The organism is Butyrivibrio sp. MC2013 (assembly GCF_000424585.1).
In the GTDB taxonomy this organism is placed as follows: domain Bacteria; phylum Bacillota; class Clostridia; order Lachnospirales; family Lachnospiraceae; genus Butyrivibrio.
On record NZ_AUKE01000005.1, the window covers coordinates 216,631 to 234,889 of the forward strand.

An 18,259-nucleotide genomic window follows, 5' to 3' on the forward strand; every position below is an offset into this window, starting at 1 on the left:
GATCAGCTCTCCTGTTTCTTTTTCCTGTTAAATCTGCTCATGGCAGCATCTGTGCCTTCATCAAGGATCACCTTCACAGCTTCTGCCACATTTTCTATAGCTTCTCTGACTTCTGCAGCATCATCAGGGTCAAATCTCCCAAGAACATGATCTGCAAGGTCCATCCCTTCAGGCTTTCTACCTACTCCCACTCGTATTCTGGTAAAAGCATCCGTACCACAGCAGGCGATTATGGACTTAAGACCATTATGCCCTCCGGCGCTTCCCTTGGGCCTGATCCTGATATTGCCCGGTTCCTGATCTATATCATCGGATATGACTATTAGATCATTCTCCGGACTGATCTTGTAATAGTGGCAGATGGGGCCTATGGCCTCACCGCTGAGGTTCATATATGTCAGGGGCTTCATGAGTATTACCTTGTGATCCCCTATCCTTCCTGTGCCATATGCAGCCTTAAAGCCAGTATGACTCAGTTCTATACCATACTTGTCGCACAGAGCATCTATAGCTGCAAAGCCTGCATTATGTCTTGTTCCGTTGTACTTTTTCTCGGGATTGCCGAGACCTGCGATGATTACCACTTCATTCTCCTTAATATCGATCTGCCTATCCTTTTTTCGGAAAAAAGGCAGCAAAATAATAGATTTAAACATAGCTTGAATAGTCCGCCATTTCATCAAGAACTGCCGCAAAAGCTTCAAGTCCCTTCTGGTCTTCAATAGAAAATCTTGAAAGCTCAGGGCTGTCAATATCCATCACTCCTACCAGTTTGCCGTCATGATGAAGAGGTATCACTATCTCTGAATTGGATGCACTGTCACAGGCAATATGTCCCTTGAATTCATGGACGTTTTCCACCCTTAAGGTCTCATCCTTATCAAAGGCAGTGCCGCATACGCCCCTTCCTACTGCTATCCTGATACATGCAGGCTTACCCTGAAAGGGTCCCAGTATCAGCGCGCCATCCTTTATTAGATAGAAGCCAGCCCAGTTAAGCCTGTCCATGCTTGCCATTATAAGCGCGCTTGCATTGGATAAAAGAGGTAGAAAATCACTTTCCTCTTTGGCAAATTCTCTAAGCTGCATTGTCATAAGTTCATAATCTGTTGTCATAACAATCCTTTCTTGCCCATCAGCGAGAGAGGATCCTGATCTATCCTCTCCCTGATAAAGCCAAGCTCGGCCTCATCAAGGCCGTAGAGCTCCGCGATCAATTGATTCATTTCATCATATATGCAGGCTGCCAAAGAAGGATCAGCCTCCCCTAGCTGACTTGCCATCATTTCAAGCCTATGCTGGATATCAGGCGCTGCTATAGGAATGGGAATAGCTTCTATCTGCGACCGGAGCACCTTAAGTGCCCTATAACTTTTTTCGTAATAGAACTCTGCCATTTCGCTATTGAGCACTGCACATATATAACGTATACTCATCCCTTCTATCCTTGGCAAAAGGATGTTACAGCTGTTCAGGGATAAAGTCATATTGTTATCATATGCAAAGACCAGATTTTTGGCAATAAATCTGTAGAGGAGCTTTTCTCCCGCCCTGTAATATTCTTCGGGGGCTGTCTGCTGAAAGAGCCCCCGCTCATATTTTATATAGCTTGTATCAGCACTGATGCTAAATCTGTATATATCCCTTCCCCTTAGCACTCTTTCAAAGCCGGGAGCGGGATCTTTACGTACATAGCCTGCATTATTGCCTGTAACGATACCAAGTGCAAAGTCCGCCTTGCCTTCAAGATACTCGCAGGGGCAAGCCCTCATCTTACCCAGGATCCTGTCTTCATCATCTCTTGTATGAAGATTAAAGGATTTCTTATCAAGCTCTCTGCAGACCAGGTAGCTCTCATCTTTTTTGCTCACATGGGTGCCGCAGGCAGCTTCAAAGGTCTCCGCCGTATCATCCTCCTTTGCAGCTCCCTTAAGTGCCTGTGTTTCATGACCTTTCCTGATAGTCATTATCACGCAGGGACACTGGACCTTACTGAATATATCCCCCAGGTAGCTAAGAGCTGTGACCCTGCCCTCACTAAGGATATATTCTCTGATAGCCTCATGGGCATTTACATATAACACAGCCTCCGGAAGGACAAAGGATAGCAAACATCCTTCCCTCATCCTCTTAAGTGATGCCTCCAGGAATATATCATATGACTCGGCAGTACTGCCTTTAACGCAGCTATAATTATCCCGCAATATATCCTTTTCTTTTTTACTATATGAATATCCCCAAGGTGGATTACCAATAATATATTTAATATCATCAAAATAGTCAGCAGATCCCGGATCATTTATATAATCCATCTGCCTGATATTGTCATACAATGGGCCAAGGTCATCCGGAAGATACCTTAGCGCCAGATTGATCCTGCACAGCGCGATGCTCACAGGGTCTATATCACAGGCTCTTATCATATCGGGAGAATAGCCCTTTGGCAGCCTTATGAGGAAATTGCCACTACCGCAGCATGGGTCCAGCACTTTTCCCATACCGCGATTATCAATATCCAGTCCTTCTATGAGCTTTCCTGCCACATCTGCAGGAGTATAATAAGCTCCCTTAGCCTTCCTGCTGCCCACATTTCTAAGAGACATATAGAGGAAGCCCGGGATATCCGCCCCTTCTATATAAGGAAAGCTCATATTCCAACCGCCAAAGCCGCAGTTTCCCCCTAAGACAGCTTCGCCGATTTCTCTGTCCTTGTTATCTCTGATAGCTTCATGCCCATCCTGCAGCTGCAAAAGATCTTCTATCAGAGCAGAATATATTCCCAGGACCTTGGGCCTGGTACGATAGTCACTAAGATTAAGCCCATCCCCCAGGCCCAGCCTGCTGCCAAAGATATTTACGCATGCATCAGCAAGAGCATATATCACATTTCCCTGAAAGTCTTCCAGCTCTTTTTCAAGGCTTTGCAAAAAGCCCTCTTCCAGACCCTCAGGCAAATATGATCTGTAGGTCAGCCTACCCTTTATATAATTCTTGTTTCTTCTGGACTTTAGCCTGGTACCCTTGTCAGATGAGAGCTCTTTTTGTATCAACAATGCATGCTCATAAGTAAAAACCGGCCTTCCCTTAACATAATGATCCGCACGCATCTTATCAAGCTTTAACCAGTTATTACCTGTAGCTGTTGAGATGGATATCATCTCACACAGCTCTTTAAGGCTCAGGACCTTGTCCTTTAGATCTTCCTTCATTTAACTATGACCCTTAACCCAATTTATGAAAATACCCCGAAGCCTTGCAGGAATCTGCATTGCCTCGGGGTACGTTACAGACGCACATTTACGCCAGGAAAGATGGCACCTCACCTTCTCCAACAGGAGCAGGCTCTGCAGCCGCAGTCTGGTCAGTGGTCTCTTCTGCTGCATCTTCTGCAGCAGCAGCCTTCTCATAGGCATCCAGGATCAGCTTCTGAATAGCCTGCCTGGTCTCTGAATTGATGGGATGAGCAATATCTCTGTACTCACCATCTGTTGATTTCTTTGAAGGCATCGCTATAAAGAGTCCCTTATCTCCCTCAATGACCTTGATATCATGAACCACAAATTCATTATCAAGTGTGATCGATACAACTGCCTTCATCTTGCCCTGCTTTAATACCTTACGCACGCGAACATCTGTAATTTTCATTTTGTAGCCCCCTCTAGGCGTTATTACTGATACTAGATGACGTACCTTTCATTATTCTCAACGATGACCTTGATACCATCTTCACCCTTGCAATAGGAGTTGGCCTGGATGGTACCGTGGCTTTCCACTATGCAGTTCTCAATGTGAGTATTGTCACCAATGTATACGTCGTTAAGGATAATGGAGTTCTTTATATAGCAGTTATTCCCAACAAAGGATTCTTTGAATATCAGCGAATCCTCTACTGTTCCGTTAATGATGCAGCCACTGGATATCAGGCTGTTCTTCACCTTGACCCCGACATTGTATTTTGCCGGCGGCAGGTCTATGACCTTGGTGCAGATATTCGGATATTCGGAGAAGAAATAATCTCTGACCTCAGGCTTTAAGAAATCCATGTTGGTCTTGTAATAATCTTCTATAGTAGCAATGTTAGCCCAGTAGTCCTTTATCTTATATCCGTATATCCTCTTCATATCCTTATATCTCACAAGGATATCTCTTACAAAATCAAACCTTTCTTCGCTTTCTGCCTTCTCGATGAGTTCGATCAGCTGCCTGCGTCGGATGACATATATTCCGCAGGATACTGTATGTGATTTGGCCACAACAGGCTTTTCCTCAAACTCCTCTATCCTGCTCTCTTCATTCATCCTGATGGTACCAAACCTGTCGGTATTTACATCCGAAGGCATGTCCTTACAAACAACAGTCACATCTGCCTGCTTAGAGATGTGATATTCCAGGAGCTTGTTGTAATCCATCTTGTATACCAGGTCACCTGATGTGATGATCACATAAGGTTCATGGCATCTCTTTAAGAAGTCCAGATTCTGGCCGATGGCATCTGCAGTTCCCCTGTACCAGCGAGAATTATTAGCTGTCTGGGTTGGGGTAAAAATAAACATGCCGCCCTGCTTACGACCAAAGTCCCACCATTTGGATGAAGACAGGTGCTGGTTGAGACTTCCTGCATTGTACTGTGTGATAACGCCCACTGTCTGCACATGAGAGTTTGACATATTGGAAAGTGCAAAGTCGATACTTCGATAATGACCGGCTATGGGCATAGCACATACCGCCCTCTTCTCTGAGAGCTCGCCCATCTTATTACTGTTACCGCCTGCAAGTATAATTCCGATAGCTCTCAAGTCTCATCACCTACCTTATCAAGAGTTTTGCCACTCTCCAGCCTTCCGCCCGGATAATCCTTGACAGTGGTAGGTCCATTGATCATTACATTCTTGCCCACGCTGACATTATCAGGGATCACCGATCTCTCACCTATTGTTACTAGTCCATCTCTGTAGATATCAGACCTTGTATCGTTGGGAACCTCATCACCGGAGCCAAGTGTAACACCGCTGCCAATCCTGCATTCCTCATCAATAATAGCTTTATCGATGTTGCAGTCCTGGCCGATCACACTGCCGTTCATGATGATGGAATGGCTCACTACCGTTCCCTTGCCTATAACGACACCTGAACCTATCACAGAGTTGTATACTTCACCGTATACTTCAGATCCTTCACCTATGATACTCCTCTCAACACTACTGTCGGGTCCTAGGTACTGGGGAGGCTGTATCTCATTCTTGGTGTAGATCTTCCAATATTCTTCATAAAGATTAAACTCCGGAACTATATCGATCAGTTCCATGTTAGCTTCCCAATAGGAAGTCAGTGTACCTACATCCTTCCAATAGGAATCAAACTCATAAGCACAAAGCTTTTGTCCCTTATTATGGCAATAAGGAATGATGTGCTTACCAAAATCAAGCCCCGACTGGTCTCTGTTAGTGATCAGAGCTTCCTTAAGTGCTTCCCAGCTGAATATATAGATACCCATGGACGCCAGGTTGGAACGGGGATTCTCAGGCTTCTCTTCAAAATCAATGATCTGATTCTGATCATCCGTGATCATGATACCGAATCTGCTGGCCTCTTCAATGGGCACAGGCATAACAGCGATAGTGACATCTGCATTGTTGGCCTTGTGGAAATCCAACATGGTCTCATAATCCATCTTGTATATATGGTCACCTGAAAGGATCAGAACATAATCAGGATGATAACTCTCCATATATTCCATGTTCTGATAGATAGCATTGGCAGTTCCTGTGTACCACTCACTGTTGCCGCTCTTCTCATATGGAGGCAAAACAGATACACCTCCGACATTTCTGTCGAGGTCCCAGGAAATACCTATGCCAATGTGGGAATTCAACTTCAAAGGTCTGTACTGCGTGAGTACGCCGACTGTATCAATACCCGAATTGATACAATTGCTGAGAGGAAAATCAATGATACGATATTTACCCCCAAAAGAAACAGCCGGTTTCGCCATTCTGGCCGTCAGAACGCCAAGTCTTGATCCCTGACCGCCCGCCAGCAGCATGGCTATCATTTCTTTTTTAATCATGTTGCCACCTCGCTATTGTTGTCTGAAATACTCTGATAGATGGAAAAATATGGCGTTTCCATATGAATTATAACACATTAATTGTTCTTTGACATCAGCACTATTCAGACTTATGATTATCTTTGTCAGATATATAAGAGTTTTACATTTAAATAAGAAGTTTTAACTATAAGAAAGGCAAAAATGATGAATAAAGAAATTTCTTTTTCCAATCCCGGAAGCGTTTATTTCTGTGGTATAGGCGGCATTTCCATGAGCGGACTGGCCATGATCTTATCCAGCAGAGGCTTTAAGGTATACGGTTCGGATTCAAGAAGCTCCGAAGTCACCGACAAGCTTATAGAGGAAGGAATCAGAGTATTCATCGGTCAGAGCGCGGATAACCTCACCGCAGTTTCTTCTATAGACTATTTTGTATATACCGCAGCTGTACACACCGATAATCCGGAGTACCAAAAAGCACTGGAAATGGGACTTAATATGATGACAAGGGCTGAGCTCCTTGGAAGGATCATGAAAGAGTTTCCTATTCCTGTTGCTGTTGCAGGTACCCACGGCAAGACTACCACTTCTTCTATGCTCTCCCAGATACTCCTGGAGGCGGATGCCGATCCTACATTGTCCATAGGAGGCATATTAAGTTCAATAGGTGGTAATACCAGGATAGGACACAGCCCTCTATTTGTTGCAGAGGCATGTGAATATACCAACAGCTTCCTTTCCTTCTTTCCAAAGATATCCATCATACTGGATATAGATGCCGATCATCTTGATTTCTTCAAGGATCTGCAGGACATCAGGAACTCCTTCAGGAAATTTGCGGGGCTCCTGCCTGACGACGGCACACTCATAATAGGAAAGGACATAGAAGACCTTGATGAGATAACAGATGGTCTTACCTGCAATATAGTGACCTTTGGCCTGGATACTGCATCAGATTATTATGCAGATAATATCAGCTACAACGATATGGCCATTCCCAGCTTTACCATACATGCCAAGGGGCATGCTGACAGAAGGGTCACTCTGAAGGTTCCAGGAAGGCACAATATACTAAACGCCCTTGCTGCTGCCGCAGCAGCTGACCTGTGCGGACAGGAAGAATATGTATCTCAGGGACTTGGCGCCTTCGAAGGCACCAACAGACGCTTCCAGTACAAGGGAGAGGTTGACGGACTGACCATCGTGGACGATTATGCCCATCACCCCACAGAGATCAGAGCCACCCTCGCTGCAGCATCAGCCTGCAACAAGAACAAGCTCTGGGTAGTATTCCAGCCCCATACCTATACCAGGACCCAGGCTCTTATGGATGAATTTGCCAATGCCCTGTGCCTGGCAGATGAAATAGTCCTGGCAGATATCTACGCAGCAAGAGAAACCGACGATCTGGGCATCTCATCCAGGACTCTTAAGGCAAGGATCGAGAGTTTGGGCCATTCCTGCCACTATGCTCCAAGTTTTGATGAGATTGAAAAATTTCTTTTGAAAAATTGCACTAAGGGTGACCTGTTGATAACGATGGGTGCCGGAGATGTATATAAAATCGGGGATCACCTCCTGGGCAAGTAACTTGTCCACTTTATCCACAAAAAGCTGTGGAGTTATACCATATTTTTTCCCCAAGTTTCACCCGTTATATTTTTGCCTTCAAAAGCCAATAATATAACGGGTTCATTTTTTTCTCCACACTATCCACCATTTCCACATGGATTGAGCAAAAGTTAACTGTATCCTCTCTATCACTTTCAAATCGTCGTTATGTCCATTTTATTCCAAAATACCCAATGCTATAATCTGAATTGTTCGTGAGGAAGGGGAGGAAAAAAGACATGATGGGGAAAGTCACTTTAAGTAATACTATGACAACAGGGGGCATGACAAGCGTCACTAACATTTTCATTGATCAGTACATGCCCGATGCAAACGATTCACAGATAAAGGTATATTTATATCTCCTCCGTATGCTGCAGGCAGGAGCGCCTACCAGCATCTCAGATATAGCAGACCGCTTCAATGATACCGAAAAGGATATCATGAGAGCTCTCAAATATTGGGAAAAGAAAGGCCTGATCGGACTTGAATATGACGAAAACGGTCAGATGATCAGCGTCAGGCTTGAAGATATGCCCCAGGAGCCTGTAGTAAGAACAGCTTCCGCGCCTGTTAATTTCCAGACAGCCAGAGCAAGGGGAGCACGCAGGACCAGCACAGCAGCAGAAGAAAAAGAAAACAGCCAGCTGGTATTCCTGGCAGAGCAGTATTATCAGAGACTCTTATCCAAGGATGATGCAGACAAGCTCTATTACATCAAAGATGAACTGGGCTTCTCCGCAGAGCTTGAGGATTATCTGCTCCAGTACTGCGCAGAGCACGACAAGAGCAGCAAGAAAAGCTTTAAATTTGTAGAAAAGGTAGCCCTTGAATGGCACTCAAATAATATAACCACAGTTGCGGAAGCTGTATCATATGTAATGCACTATGATTCCAGCGTATATGCTGTAATGAGACAGCTGGGAATGAATTCCACTCCCGCTCCTGCAGAAGCAGCATTTATCAGCAAGTGGACAGGCGAAATGGGATTCTCAATGGATATAATCGGAGAAGCATGTGAGAGAACCGTTCTTTCAACTCAGAAGAACAGACTTCAGTATGCTGACCGTATACTCAGGTCCTGGTATGATTCCAAGGTCACAAGCCTTGAAGATGTTAAAAAGCTTGACGATGATCACAAAAAAGCCGGAAATTGTGGCAGGAGCAGAAACACCCGCAGCATGGGTCGCAGCGATTTTATGCAGAACAGCTATGATTTCGAACAGCTTGAAAAAGAGCTTGTAAAAAACTAAAGCGATCGGAGCACGAAAGTGGCACTTAGTAATTCACAATACGACCAGATAATGCATGAGTACGAGATAAGGCAGTTTAACAGCCGCCGCGAGAATGACAAGCGGCGGGAGTATGTTTACGCTCATATCCCGGGATACAAGGAACTGGAAGATGCAGTTTCTACCATCTCGGTTGAATTTGAGATAGAGAGGCTTAGGGGTGCAGACCGGGGCAAGGAAGTCCTTAGGAAAAAACTCGCGAGTAATGCTGCAGCCAGAAGGTCCCTTCTCGAGGAAGCAGGCTTGCCGTCAGACTATCTGATGCCGGTCTATGAATGTCCCGACTGCAAAGACACGGGATACATAGGCAATGAAAAATGTCACTGCTTTCAGCAGAAGATGATCTCACTTCTCTATGAGAAATCCAATCTGGAACTGTTGACTCAGCAGAACAACTTTTCGCTTTTGTCGGAAGGCTATTATGGAGGTGAGGACCTAAAACATTTTCAGGCAGCTGAAAAAATCTCACAATCGTTTATAAAAAATTTTGGAGAAGACTACCAAAATCTTTTCTTCTATGGTACAGTAGGTGTCGGCAAATCATTTTTGTCCATTTGCATTGCCAAAGAACTCCTGGACAGAGGTATTTCAGTAGTCTATTACAGCGCTGCTGATTTATTCAGACAACTGTCCGACCTGGCCTTTGACTACAATTCCAAGGCAGCCATGGAAAGTCTGAGTGAATGCCTTTTTAACTGTGAACTTCTGATCATTGATGATCTGGGCACAGAGCTTGAAAGCCGCTTTGTTAACTCTCAGCTCTTTACCATCCTCAATGAAAGGGATCTGCGCAGAAGGGCAAGCATTATTTCCACAAATCTGTCTTTATCCGATATACAAAACAGGTATCAGGACAGGATTTTTTCCAGACTGGTGAGCCACTTCCAATTGCTGAGGCTCTCGGGTCAGGATATCAGGCTGCAGAAGGCAAGGACATAACTACGAAATTGAAAGTGAGGTTTTTTCAAATGCCAAAGAGAGAAGAGAAACGAGATCTGACGACCATTCCCGTCGGTTCACTGGGTGTGATACCTCTTAAGGGTGTCAGGAAACTGGCCGAACAGGTGGACTATTATCTTGTTAAATGGAGAGCCGAGCGTGAAAACGAGCACAAGGGGAGTCTCGCTTTTTCAGGCTATGAGCGTCCATCCTATTTGCTGGACTGTGACCTGCCCAGATTCGGAACCGGTGAAGGCAAAGGTGTCATAAGGACTACTGTCCGCGGGGATGACATCTTCATATTGGTCGACGTAGTAAATTACAGTCTAACGTACAAACTTTTTGGCAGAGAGAACCATATGTCTCCTGACGATCATTATCAGGATCTCAAGAGAATAATCGCAGCTATAGGTGGTAAGGCACGTAGGATCACTGTCATCATGCCTTTCCTGTATGAGTCCCGTCAGCACAAGAGAAACGGACGTGAATCCCTCGACTGTGCTATTGCTCTTCAGGAGCTTACAGGCATGGGTGTTGATAATATCATTACCTTTGATGCTCACGATCCCAGAGTACAGAACGCTATACCCCTTAGCGGATTCGAGACCGTACGTACCACATATCAGTTCATCAAAGCCCTGCTTAGAAATGTAAGCGGCATGCAGATCGATTCGGATCACATGATGGTAATAAGCCCGGATGAGGGAGGCATGGGCCGTGCTATATATCTGGCAAGCGTACTTGGCCTGGATGTAGGCATGTTTTATAAGCGCCGCGACTATACACAGGTTGTTGACGGACGCAATCCTATTCTTTCACATGAGTTCCTTGGATCTTCTGTGGAAGGCAAGACAGTTATCATCATTGACGATATGATCTCTTCAGGCGAGAGCATGCTTGATGTTGCTCGTGAACTGAAGGATCGTAAGGCTAAGAGAATCTACGTATTCTCAACATTTGGTCTCTTTACATCCGGCCTTGACAAGTTTGACGAAGCTTATGAGAAGGGAGTAATCGACCGTATATTTACCACTAACCTGATCTACCAGACTCCTGAACTTCTGTCCAGAGAATGGTACATCAGCTGTGATATGAGTAAGTATATTGCTTATATCATAGATACCCTTAACCACGATGCATCCATCAGTGATCTTCTTAATCCTGTAGAGAGGATTCACTCCATCATCTCCCGCTACAATGCCGGAGAGCTTGAGGAGTATGCTACACTTAAGAACTGATAGAGCATCCAAAGGTCACTTTATATCTTTCGCACAAAAGTAAAACCGGGCAGCGGCTTATGCATAACGCAAGGCTGCTGCCCGTTCTAATTAATTTCTGATATAAGTTGTAAAATGATTACCGGCCGAAGATAACATAGATGCCGTATCCTTTCGCCCTGCTTTGAATACATTATCCGAAGGCTTGGAAGGATCAAACAGTACTATATTCTGCTGATTATATCCTATTATCAGGACTGATGAGCCATCACTTTTTCGGGCCAGTACCGGAATATCCTTATCTGCAAAATAGATCATAGCTTCCAGTTCGCATCCATCTGCAGGTAGAACTCTTGCTCCCGGAAGATTTCTCTCCAGTATCTCTTCCGCTGTCATTCCGTTTTCCATGAGCTGCTTAACATTAGCATTGATACCTTCATATTCCAGCATCACACGCAGGCAAACCTGGGTTGAATCCTCTGATGAAAAGTCTTCTTTTTCCACATCTCTGGTAATAGACATATTCTGATTACGAAGCTGTTGATCACCCAGATACCAGATATAGGAGCCTTCTGTATCCACGATCACTCCTCTCCTGTCATAAGCCAGGTCAAGAGCCTTGGCAAAGTCCGGTGTAATAAGTTCCACTTTACCCTTATCGTAAACCAGATAATTATATGCGGAAGAGATATCATCCTTTACATCCACCTCGCGGCTTCCCTCATAGATGATCTGTGAAGGATTCTGATACTTTATCCCCTTAACCTCGCTTTTAAAGAATATCACTGCAGCAGTCTCATAATCATCCATGGCCACAGTCTTTACAAAGTTACTTCCGCTTTCCTCTTCCAGGGTGCTCATTATCTGATCCGGAAGAGCAGGTTCATAGTATCCGCTTTCTTCGTTTTTGGAGCATCTCTCCAGCATCACCTGATTATCGCCCATTTCCGCAGAAGTCACATACAAAGGATCAGGCTTATAATCTTCCAGTATGTGTCCCTCTTCATCTCTTATCCTGATCGAATACATGGCATATACAGGATTGCCCATATGATCATTTATCACATCACTTTGTCTGACAACGCCATATACCAGATCATCCTGCATATAGCCAAGCAGGATCACCATCTCCCCTTCATCTGCATCCACATAGCTGATCTTCTGGCTTCCCAGATTCATGATCTGTATGCGTTTCCTGCCGCTATCTTCAGCAAAATCCTGCCAGGCGATTGTTTCGCCTGATGAGGATATTTCATAATTGCTGGAGAGCATCCCGCTTACCACTGATTCATAAGTCCTGTCCAGCAGATCTATGGAATAGAGGTCCGTACCAATGAGAGTATAGAAGCTGTTGCCGCTGCCTGCTGCCGTCAGGCATCTGGCAGAAGCCATTACCAGCTCTTCGCCCATATCCGAAGGAACAAATACCAGCTCTTCAACAGTATTGGTAGCAGAATCGTACCTGTACACATCTACTCCCACCATTCCCTCATGGATACCTCTGTTCATATACCCCGCTACGCTAAAGAGCACATTACCGCCTTCATCCACATTCAGGATCTCTATTTCATTATTTTGCAAAGTATATCTCTTGTCTGTGTGATCCTTGTCATAGAAGCCAAAGAGATATGCCAGCCTACTGTCAGCCATATTCAGCGCAAAAAGCCTGTCCTGTACCACAAAGGCTACCGCAGATCCGCCGTTTGATTCTTTGAGACGTATCTTATTTGGATCAGTTATGCTCAGAAAGAGCTGTCCCTGGGAATAATCAGAATCTTCAGCAAAAAGAGCATGATCCATACTTCTCTCATAACCAAGGAGATAGATTCTGTCACTGGTATACCTTATCCTGAAATACTCTTCTATATTGAAATGCTCATCCTGGTTCACTGTCACCTGATACTTTAAAAGAATATTAGCTGTCTGGTCGTGGAGGTCCAGTGTATAGATCTCAGGCTCAGTATGTGCTGTGACATTAAGATTCCCCCAGGTCAGCTGGGATATGGATGAATGGATATCCACCTTGGCAAGAGTCGTATTATCACCTTCGGAATTGGGCTCCATATATACTGCAAGGTCAGATGAATGGTTCTTGTCAAAGGTCATCTCTGAAAATTTCCTGACAAAATCAAGCTTCTCTCTGAAATAGTACCTATCATCGTCCTGGGTCCATACAAACCTGCTATACCATCTAACAGGTCTGTCCCCAACATCGGCAATAATGACCAGCATATATTCCCTGCCCGCTTCGATCAGATCCTTGACCTGAATAGAACAGCTTATTGAATCACCAATCTTCTGATAATCCTCTATTTGAGTACTCTCAACCAATGAGTTACCCTTTGGGCTTCTGACCTCAAACCTAAGATTGTCTGCTGTCTGTCCGTAGAGATCCATTACGAATTTCATTTCTCTTCCGGCACCAGCGGGAAATACATTCCCTCTCAGCGTCTGTGGATTCATCTCCCTTGTATAGCCATAGAGAGTTCCTATCCTCTGATTCTCATCCAGCATGGATACTGTGGGCAGACTGGCTTCACTCATCTGACCTGTTCTGTCTGTTTTGGGCTGATTGGATAATTTATTGATTATTATCAGACTGCTGATAAATACTACTATTACATATATGATCTTTATGATAGTTTTTTTCATATCTTTGGCCCATCCTTAGGGGTTAGCCGACGCTCATATCTTGCATTTTTCACTGATTTGGATTAAACTTTTTATAATTTAATCATCTATCATTCATTCAGAGTAGAGGGGGTGCCATGAACGCTCCGGCTCTTTATCGTAAAAGACTTATTCCAAGCGAATGCATAGCTCTTAAAGACGATCGTATCTTGTGCTGCAATGATGATCATATCATCACTTCCTGGAAAGCATTCTCCAGCAAAAGCTATCTGTCCAAGGGCTATTCCTGCTATTATCTCCATGAAGGCATAAAGCTCAGCAAATTTCTCAAAGAAGACGGTTCTTTTTCCAGATGGTATTTCGATATAGTATCTTATGAATGGTCTGCATCCAAAGACAGTCTCACTGTGGTGGATCTTCTCGCAGATGTTATTATTTTTCCTGATAACAGCATGCGTGTAATGGATCTGGATGAGCTTGCAAAAGCCATAGAGGATGACCTGATCAGCAAGAAGCAGACTATCCACTGCCTGGTATGCCTTGATTCTCTACTTAGAATGCTGCGCAAAAAAGGTATCAACGTTCTTGCCAGGCCCATTGAAGAAGCTATCGCCGCTGAGAAAGGAAAGAACTCTGATCAGTAGAAGATATGTCCGCCTATCTGAGTTCCTGTAAGTCCGGGGATCGGTGTCCTGAAATATACACAATTACCCACATTGGTAATGCCGCTCATAGCCTGATCGGCTGCCTGATAGCAGCTTTTTGTGGCTTTGTCCTCAGCCAGAGCGATAGCAAGTCTGCCGCTTCCCACAGGAGAAAACTGATGGGGCTGATATACCACACCCACTAACGTATCAGGATATACACTGGACAAGACTCTGTTGATGACAACGGAGCCTACCGCCAGCTGTCCTTCATATGGTTCACCGCCAGCTTCGCAATAGATAAGGTTGGCCAGAAGAGTCCTGTCCCCATCTGCAAAGCTTACTTCTGAAATATCTCTCCATTTGGAGGCCGCTGCCAGCTTGGATAACCTTATCTCTTCTTCAAGCTTGGCCTGCAGGGCCTTTATATCTTCATCTTTCTGAGCTATCTCATTTTCCTTGGCCTGTGCTTCAAGAGTAGCCGTATCTATCTGTGTGCTATAGCTTGAAATTGATGATCTTGTAGAGGATACCATCCCTGATACTTTAGACTGCTCAGCCTGCTTGCTGGCCTGGTATTCTTCCAGCTCGGCGTGCTCTGACTGAAGCTTGGCCTCCTCCTGAGTTATATATGAAACTGTTGTTCCGTATGAAACCAGCTGTTTTCTGTCATAGGCAGACAGTCTGGCAATATATTCACTGTTATTAAGAAAATCCCCGAAGCTGTCAGCTCCGATCAGCATTTCAAAGAGATCAAAAGATTGAGATTCATAAATAAAGCGAATCCTCTTCTTCATAGCCGCATACTGCGCTCTTTCAATCTCCTTCGCCTTTTGAAGATTCTCCTGCGTTTCCTGGATCTCAGACTCTTTATCCTTGATATTGGATTCAATAATAGCAAGAGTATCACTGACTGATTGCAGCTGATCATTGAGGTTACTAAGCTGCCCTTCCAGTCCTGACTTCGTATTACTCAGGTTATTGATATCTTCCTTTTTGTTCTCCAGTTCGTCCTTAAGCTGCTCCCTCTCATTTTTTGCATCTTCAAGTTCCTGCCTTGTTTTCTGCGTAGCGAGGACCTGCACTGTATTGTCAGATGCAGCAAATGCCAGCAGGGAAAGGGCAGCTGCAATAGCAGCCGCCTTCCTTATCTTAGGTCTTCTATTCATTTTCTTTCCTGCATGGTCATTAACTGATCTCATATTGATATCTTTATGACACGGCCCGATGCCGTGTACTGATAATAACGAACTCCCGCTGAATTGAACATTTTCTTGGATGCTTTGGTCGATGCCGAGCTGCTGTATTTATCACTGTCATAGATGACAGTCTTGATTCCTGCCTGTATTATAGCCTTGGCACATTCATTGCAAGGAAAAAGAGAAACATATAGCTTGGCTCCCTCCAAAGACCCGCCACGATAATTAAGAATAGCATTTAATTCCGAATGGGTTACATAGGGATATTTGGTTGAAAGCTCATCCTCTCCATCTCTCTCCCAGGGAAACTCTTCATCTGAACAACCACTGGGAAAGCCATTATAACCCATAGACAGGATCTTGTTATCCTGGCTCACTATACATGATCCCACCTGAGTATGGGGATCCTTGGATCTCATTCCCGAGAGCTTGGCAACCCCCATAAAGTATTCATCCCAGGAAATGTAATCTTCTCTCTTCATGCGGTCACCTCAATATTATTTGGTTCCGAATATTCTGTCTCCGGCATCACCCAGACCGGGAACGATGTAGCCGTGCTCATTAAGCTTCTCATCAACTGTACCTACGTAGAGGTCTACATCAGGATGAGCAGCCTTTATAGCTTCGATTCCCTCAGGAGCTGCGATGATGCAGAGGAAATGGATATGCTTGCATCCCTTGTCCTTGAGCATCTGAATAGCTGCAGCGGAAGATCCGCCTGTTGCAAGCATAGGATCTACTACGAATATCTCTCTTTCAGCTACGTCTCCGGGCAGCTTGCAGTAATATTCAACAGGCTTTAATGTCTCAGGATCACGGTAAAGGCCGATATGTCCAACTTTTGCAGCAGGGATCAGAGAGAGCATTCCGTCTACCATACCAAGGCCCGCTCTCAGGATCGGTACTACGCAGAGCTTTCTTCCCTTTAATTCCTGAACTATAGTAGTAGTAATAGGTGTCTCTATCTCAACATCCTGAAGCTCCAGATCTCTGGTAGCTTCATAGCAGATCAGCATTGCAATCTCACTTATGATCTGACGAAACTCGTTGGTTCCTGTTTCTTTTCTGCGGATATGACCTATCTTATGTTTGATAAGCGGGTGATCCATGATAACTACTTTTGACATTTTAATCCTCCTTTAATGAATTTATTCCATATCCATCAGCTGGGATATTCTTCTGGAGTGCTTCTCCAGCCCTGAAAATTCTGTATCAAGAAAAGTATCTACAATCTCATTTGCAAGAACAGGTCCTACAAAGCCGCCGCCCATAGCCAGCATATTGGAATCATTATGCTCTCTTGTAAGTCTTGCGGTACTGATCTCACTGCAAAGTGCGCATCTGATACCCTTAGTCTTATTTGCAACAATGGAAACACCGATTCCTGTTGTGCAGATCACGATACCCTTTTCGCATTCGCCTGAAGCCACAGCCTCTGCTGCCGCTCTGGCAAATTCAGGATAATCACAGGAATCCTCACTGTAGGTTCCAAAATCCTTAACCTCAAATCCTCGCTCCTCAAGATGCTTTATCACAGACATCTTAAGTGCATAGCCGCCATGGTCACTGCCAAGTGCTATCATTTCTTTACCTCCATTTGTAAAACTGTAAATTGGGATCAAACCCTGATAATGTGCTGTCCGGCCGCTTTTAACAGACGATTCATGATTGCCTGACCAATGCCGCTTGTATCAAAGGACTCTGAATAGATCACATCTGTCCCAAGATCATCAAATTCTCTCAGGATCATGAACAGCTGTCTTGCAACAGTCTCTTCATCCTCCTTGCTTCCTGCATCCATGATAGAATCAGCCTTATACATGGCTACGGTCTCATGACTGGCTATGACGCCGGTCCTAAGCCCCTTCTCTCTCGCAGCAGCCGTCTGCCCATTGATATATTCTACCACATCTTCAGGCTTTCCTTCTACTATTGTAAGATCTCCCTTGGGAGCATAATGCCTGTATTTCATTCCTGGAGCTTTGGGCTTTTCCTTAGAGGACGAATCTATGATGGTCTTGTCCACATCTATCTCCCCCAGGACATCTCTGAGCATATCCTCTGTGATATATCCGGGCCTTAGTATCATGGGCGTATCCACAGTCAGATCTACTATGGTAGATTCAAGGCCTATGCCAACAGCTCCTCCGTCGATTATCATATCCACTTTGCCATCCAGATCTTCGATACAGTATTTGGCAACTGTAGGAGAAGGTCTTCCGGATGCATTGGCACTGGGCGCGGCTACAAAGCCTCCTGCATACTCTATAAGCTTTGCTGCTATTTTATTACTGGGCATCCTGACAGCCACTGTCTCCAGGCCTCCGGTAGTCTGAAGAGGTATAAAAGGAGACTTTTTGATTATCATAGTAAGAGGTCCCGGCCAAAAAGCCTTTGCAAGCCTAAGAGCCGTTTCGGGCAACTCCTCTGTCAGCTCATATAGGTCCTCTGTCCTGTATATATGTACGATAAGTGGGTTGTCAGACGGCCTTCCCTTTGCTGCATATATTTTTCTGGATGACTCAGCATTTGCAGCATCTCCTCCAAGGCCATAGACAGTCTCAGTGGGAAATGCGACAAGCCCCCCTTCCCTCAGTATCCTGCCTGCTCTTTGAAGAGCAAGATCTGCGTCCTTATCTATATTATTTTCATCTATTTTTATTATCTCAGTATTCAT

The 18,259-nt window shown here is 44.7% G+C and carries 17 protein-coding genes; 5 read left to right on the plus strand and 12 right to left on the minus strand.

Translation table 11 applies throughout. From position 1 onward, the window contains the following. Positions 1 to 2: 2 nt before the first annotated feature. The 6 genes from pth to G636_RS0103625 all read right to left on the minus strand — a co-directional run bounded on the left by pth (position 3) and on the right by G636_RS0103625 (position 6,067). The gene (gene pth, locus G636_RS0103600; RefSeq protein WP_026506910.1) at positions 3 to 584 is read right to left on the minus strand and encodes an aminoacyl-tRNA hydrolase; all 582 of its coding nucleotides are present in this window, start codon (positions 582 to 584) and stop codon (positions 3 to 5) included. Between the two features lie 64 nt (positions 585 to 648). Beyond that, positions 649 to 1,116, minus strand: a complete 468-nt coding sequence (locus G636_RS0103605) for a GAF domain-containing protein (RefSeq protein ID WP_026506911.1) — start codon at positions 1,114 to 1,116, stop codon at positions 649 to 651. Then, entirely contained in the window at positions 1,113 to 3,209 is a 2,097-nt protein-coding gene (locus G636_RS0103610) for a TaqI-like C-terminal specificity domain-containing protein (RefSeq protein WP_026506912.1), read from the minus strand. Before G636_RS0103610 ends, G636_RS0103605 begins: the two co-directional genes overlap by 4 nt. Positions 3,210 to 3,297: 88 nt before the next feature. After that, positions 3,298 to 3,645: a septation regulator SpoVG gene (spoVG, locus tag G636_RS17185; RefSeq protein WP_081668247.1), complete on the minus strand. Its 348-nt coding sequence runs from the start codon at positions 3,643 to 3,645 to the stop codon at positions 3,298 to 3,300. A 32-nt stretch (positions 3,646 to 3,677) separates the two neighbouring features. Continuing rightward, the gene (gene glgD / locus G636_RS0103620) at positions 3,678 to 4,796 is read right to left on the minus strand and encodes a glucose-1-phosphate adenylyltransferase subunit GlgD (protein ID WP_026506913.1); all 1,119 of its coding nucleotides are present in this window, start codon (positions 4,794 to 4,796) and stop codon (positions 3,678 to 3,680) included. Continuing rightward, positions 4,793 to 6,067, minus strand: coding sequence for a glucose-1-phosphate adenylyltransferase (locus G636_RS0103625; RefSeq protein ID WP_026506914.1), 1,275 nt, complete (start codon positions 6,065 to 6,067; stop codon positions 4,793 to 4,795). The genes glgD and G636_RS0103625 overlap by 4 nt, the downstream gene beginning before the upstream one ends. 186 nt (positions 6,068 to 6,253) lie before the next feature. Here G636_RS0103625 and murC point away from each other — a divergent pair, with 186 nt between their 5' ends. From murC to G636_RS0103645, 4 genes are all read left to right on the plus strand, one after another. Beyond that, the gene (gene murC / locus G636_RS0103630) at positions 6,254 to 7,639 is read left to right on the plus strand and encodes a UDP-N-acetylmuramate--L-alanine ligase (RefSeq protein WP_026506915.1); all 1,386 of its coding nucleotides are present in this window, start codon (positions 6,254 to 6,256) and stop codon (positions 7,637 to 7,639) included. A 260-nt stretch (positions 7,640 to 7,899) separates the two neighbouring features. Further along, positions 7,900 to 8,913, plus strand: a complete 1,014-nt coding sequence (locus G636_RS0103635) for a DnaD domain protein (protein WP_051226469.1) — start codon at positions 7,900 to 7,902, stop codon at positions 8,911 to 8,913. An 18-nt stretch (positions 8,914 to 8,931) separates the two neighbouring features. Next, positions 8,932 to 9,891 carry an ATP-binding protein gene (locus G636_RS0103640; protein ID WP_026506917.1) on the plus strand — a complete coding sequence of 320 codons (960 nt, stop codon included), beginning with the start codon at positions 8,932 to 8,934 and terminating at the stop codon, positions 9,889 to 9,891. Positions 9,892 to 9,920: 29 nt separating this feature from the next. Further along, complete coding sequence (locus G636_RS0103645) at positions 9,921 to 11,129, plus strand: ribose-phosphate pyrophosphokinase (RefSeq protein WP_026506918.1); 1,209 nt, start codon at positions 9,921 to 9,923, stop codon at positions 11,127 to 11,129. A 90-nt stretch (positions 11,130 to 11,219) separates the two neighbouring features. On the opposite strand, the gene G636_RS0103650 is transcribed toward G636_RS0103645, so the two are convergent. After that, positions 11,220 to 13,760 (minus strand): hypothetical protein, encoded by a 2,541-nt coding sequence (locus G636_RS0103650; protein WP_026506919.1) that lies wholly within the window; start codon positions 13,758 to 13,760, stop codon positions 11,220 to 11,222. Between the two features lie 116 nt (positions 13,761 to 13,876). Between G636_RS0103650 and G636_RS0103655 the strand changes: the two genes are divergently transcribed. Then, positions 13,877 to 14,383: a DUF402 domain-containing protein gene (locus tag G636_RS0103655; RefSeq protein ID WP_026506920.1), complete on the plus strand. Its 507-nt coding sequence runs from the start codon at positions 13,877 to 13,879 to the stop codon at positions 14,381 to 14,383. Here G636_RS0103655 and G636_RS0103660 read toward each other — a convergent pair. The 5 genes from G636_RS0103660 to G636_RS0103680 are packed head-to-tail and all read right to left on the minus strand — an operon-like array spanning position 14,377 to position 18,259. Continuing rightward, complete coding sequence (locus G636_RS0103660) at positions 14,377 to 15,552, minus strand: cell wall hydrolase (protein WP_035778700.1); 1,176 nt, start codon at positions 15,550 to 15,552, stop codon at positions 14,377 to 14,379. The genes G636_RS0103655 and G636_RS0103660 overlap by 7 nt on opposite strands. A 29-nt stretch (positions 15,553 to 15,581) precedes the next feature. Next, complete coding sequence (locus tag G636_RS0103665; protein ID WP_026506922.1) at positions 15,582 to 16,064, minus strand: deoxycytidylate deaminase; 483 nt, start codon at positions 16,062 to 16,064, stop codon at positions 15,582 to 15,584. Positions 16,065 to 16,079: 15 nt separating this feature from the next. Beyond that, positions 16,080 to 16,709, minus strand: coding sequence for a uracil phosphoribosyltransferase (gene upp / locus G636_RS0103670; RefSeq protein WP_026506923.1), 630 nt, complete (start codon positions 16,707 to 16,709; stop codon positions 16,080 to 16,082). A 21-nt stretch (positions 16,710 to 16,730) separates the two neighbouring features. Then, a complete protein-coding gene (gene rpiB, locus G636_RS0103675; protein ID WP_026506924.1) occupies positions 16,731 to 17,165 on the minus strand; it encodes a ribose 5-phosphate isomerase B in 435 nt (144 codons plus the stop codon). Positions 17,166 to 17,200: 35 nt separating this feature from the next. After that, positions 17,201 to 18,259, minus strand: a complete 1,059-nt coding sequence (locus G636_RS0103680; RefSeq protein ID WP_026506925.1) for an L-threonylcarbamoyladenylate synthase — start codon at positions 18,257 to 18,259, stop codon at positions 17,201 to 17,203.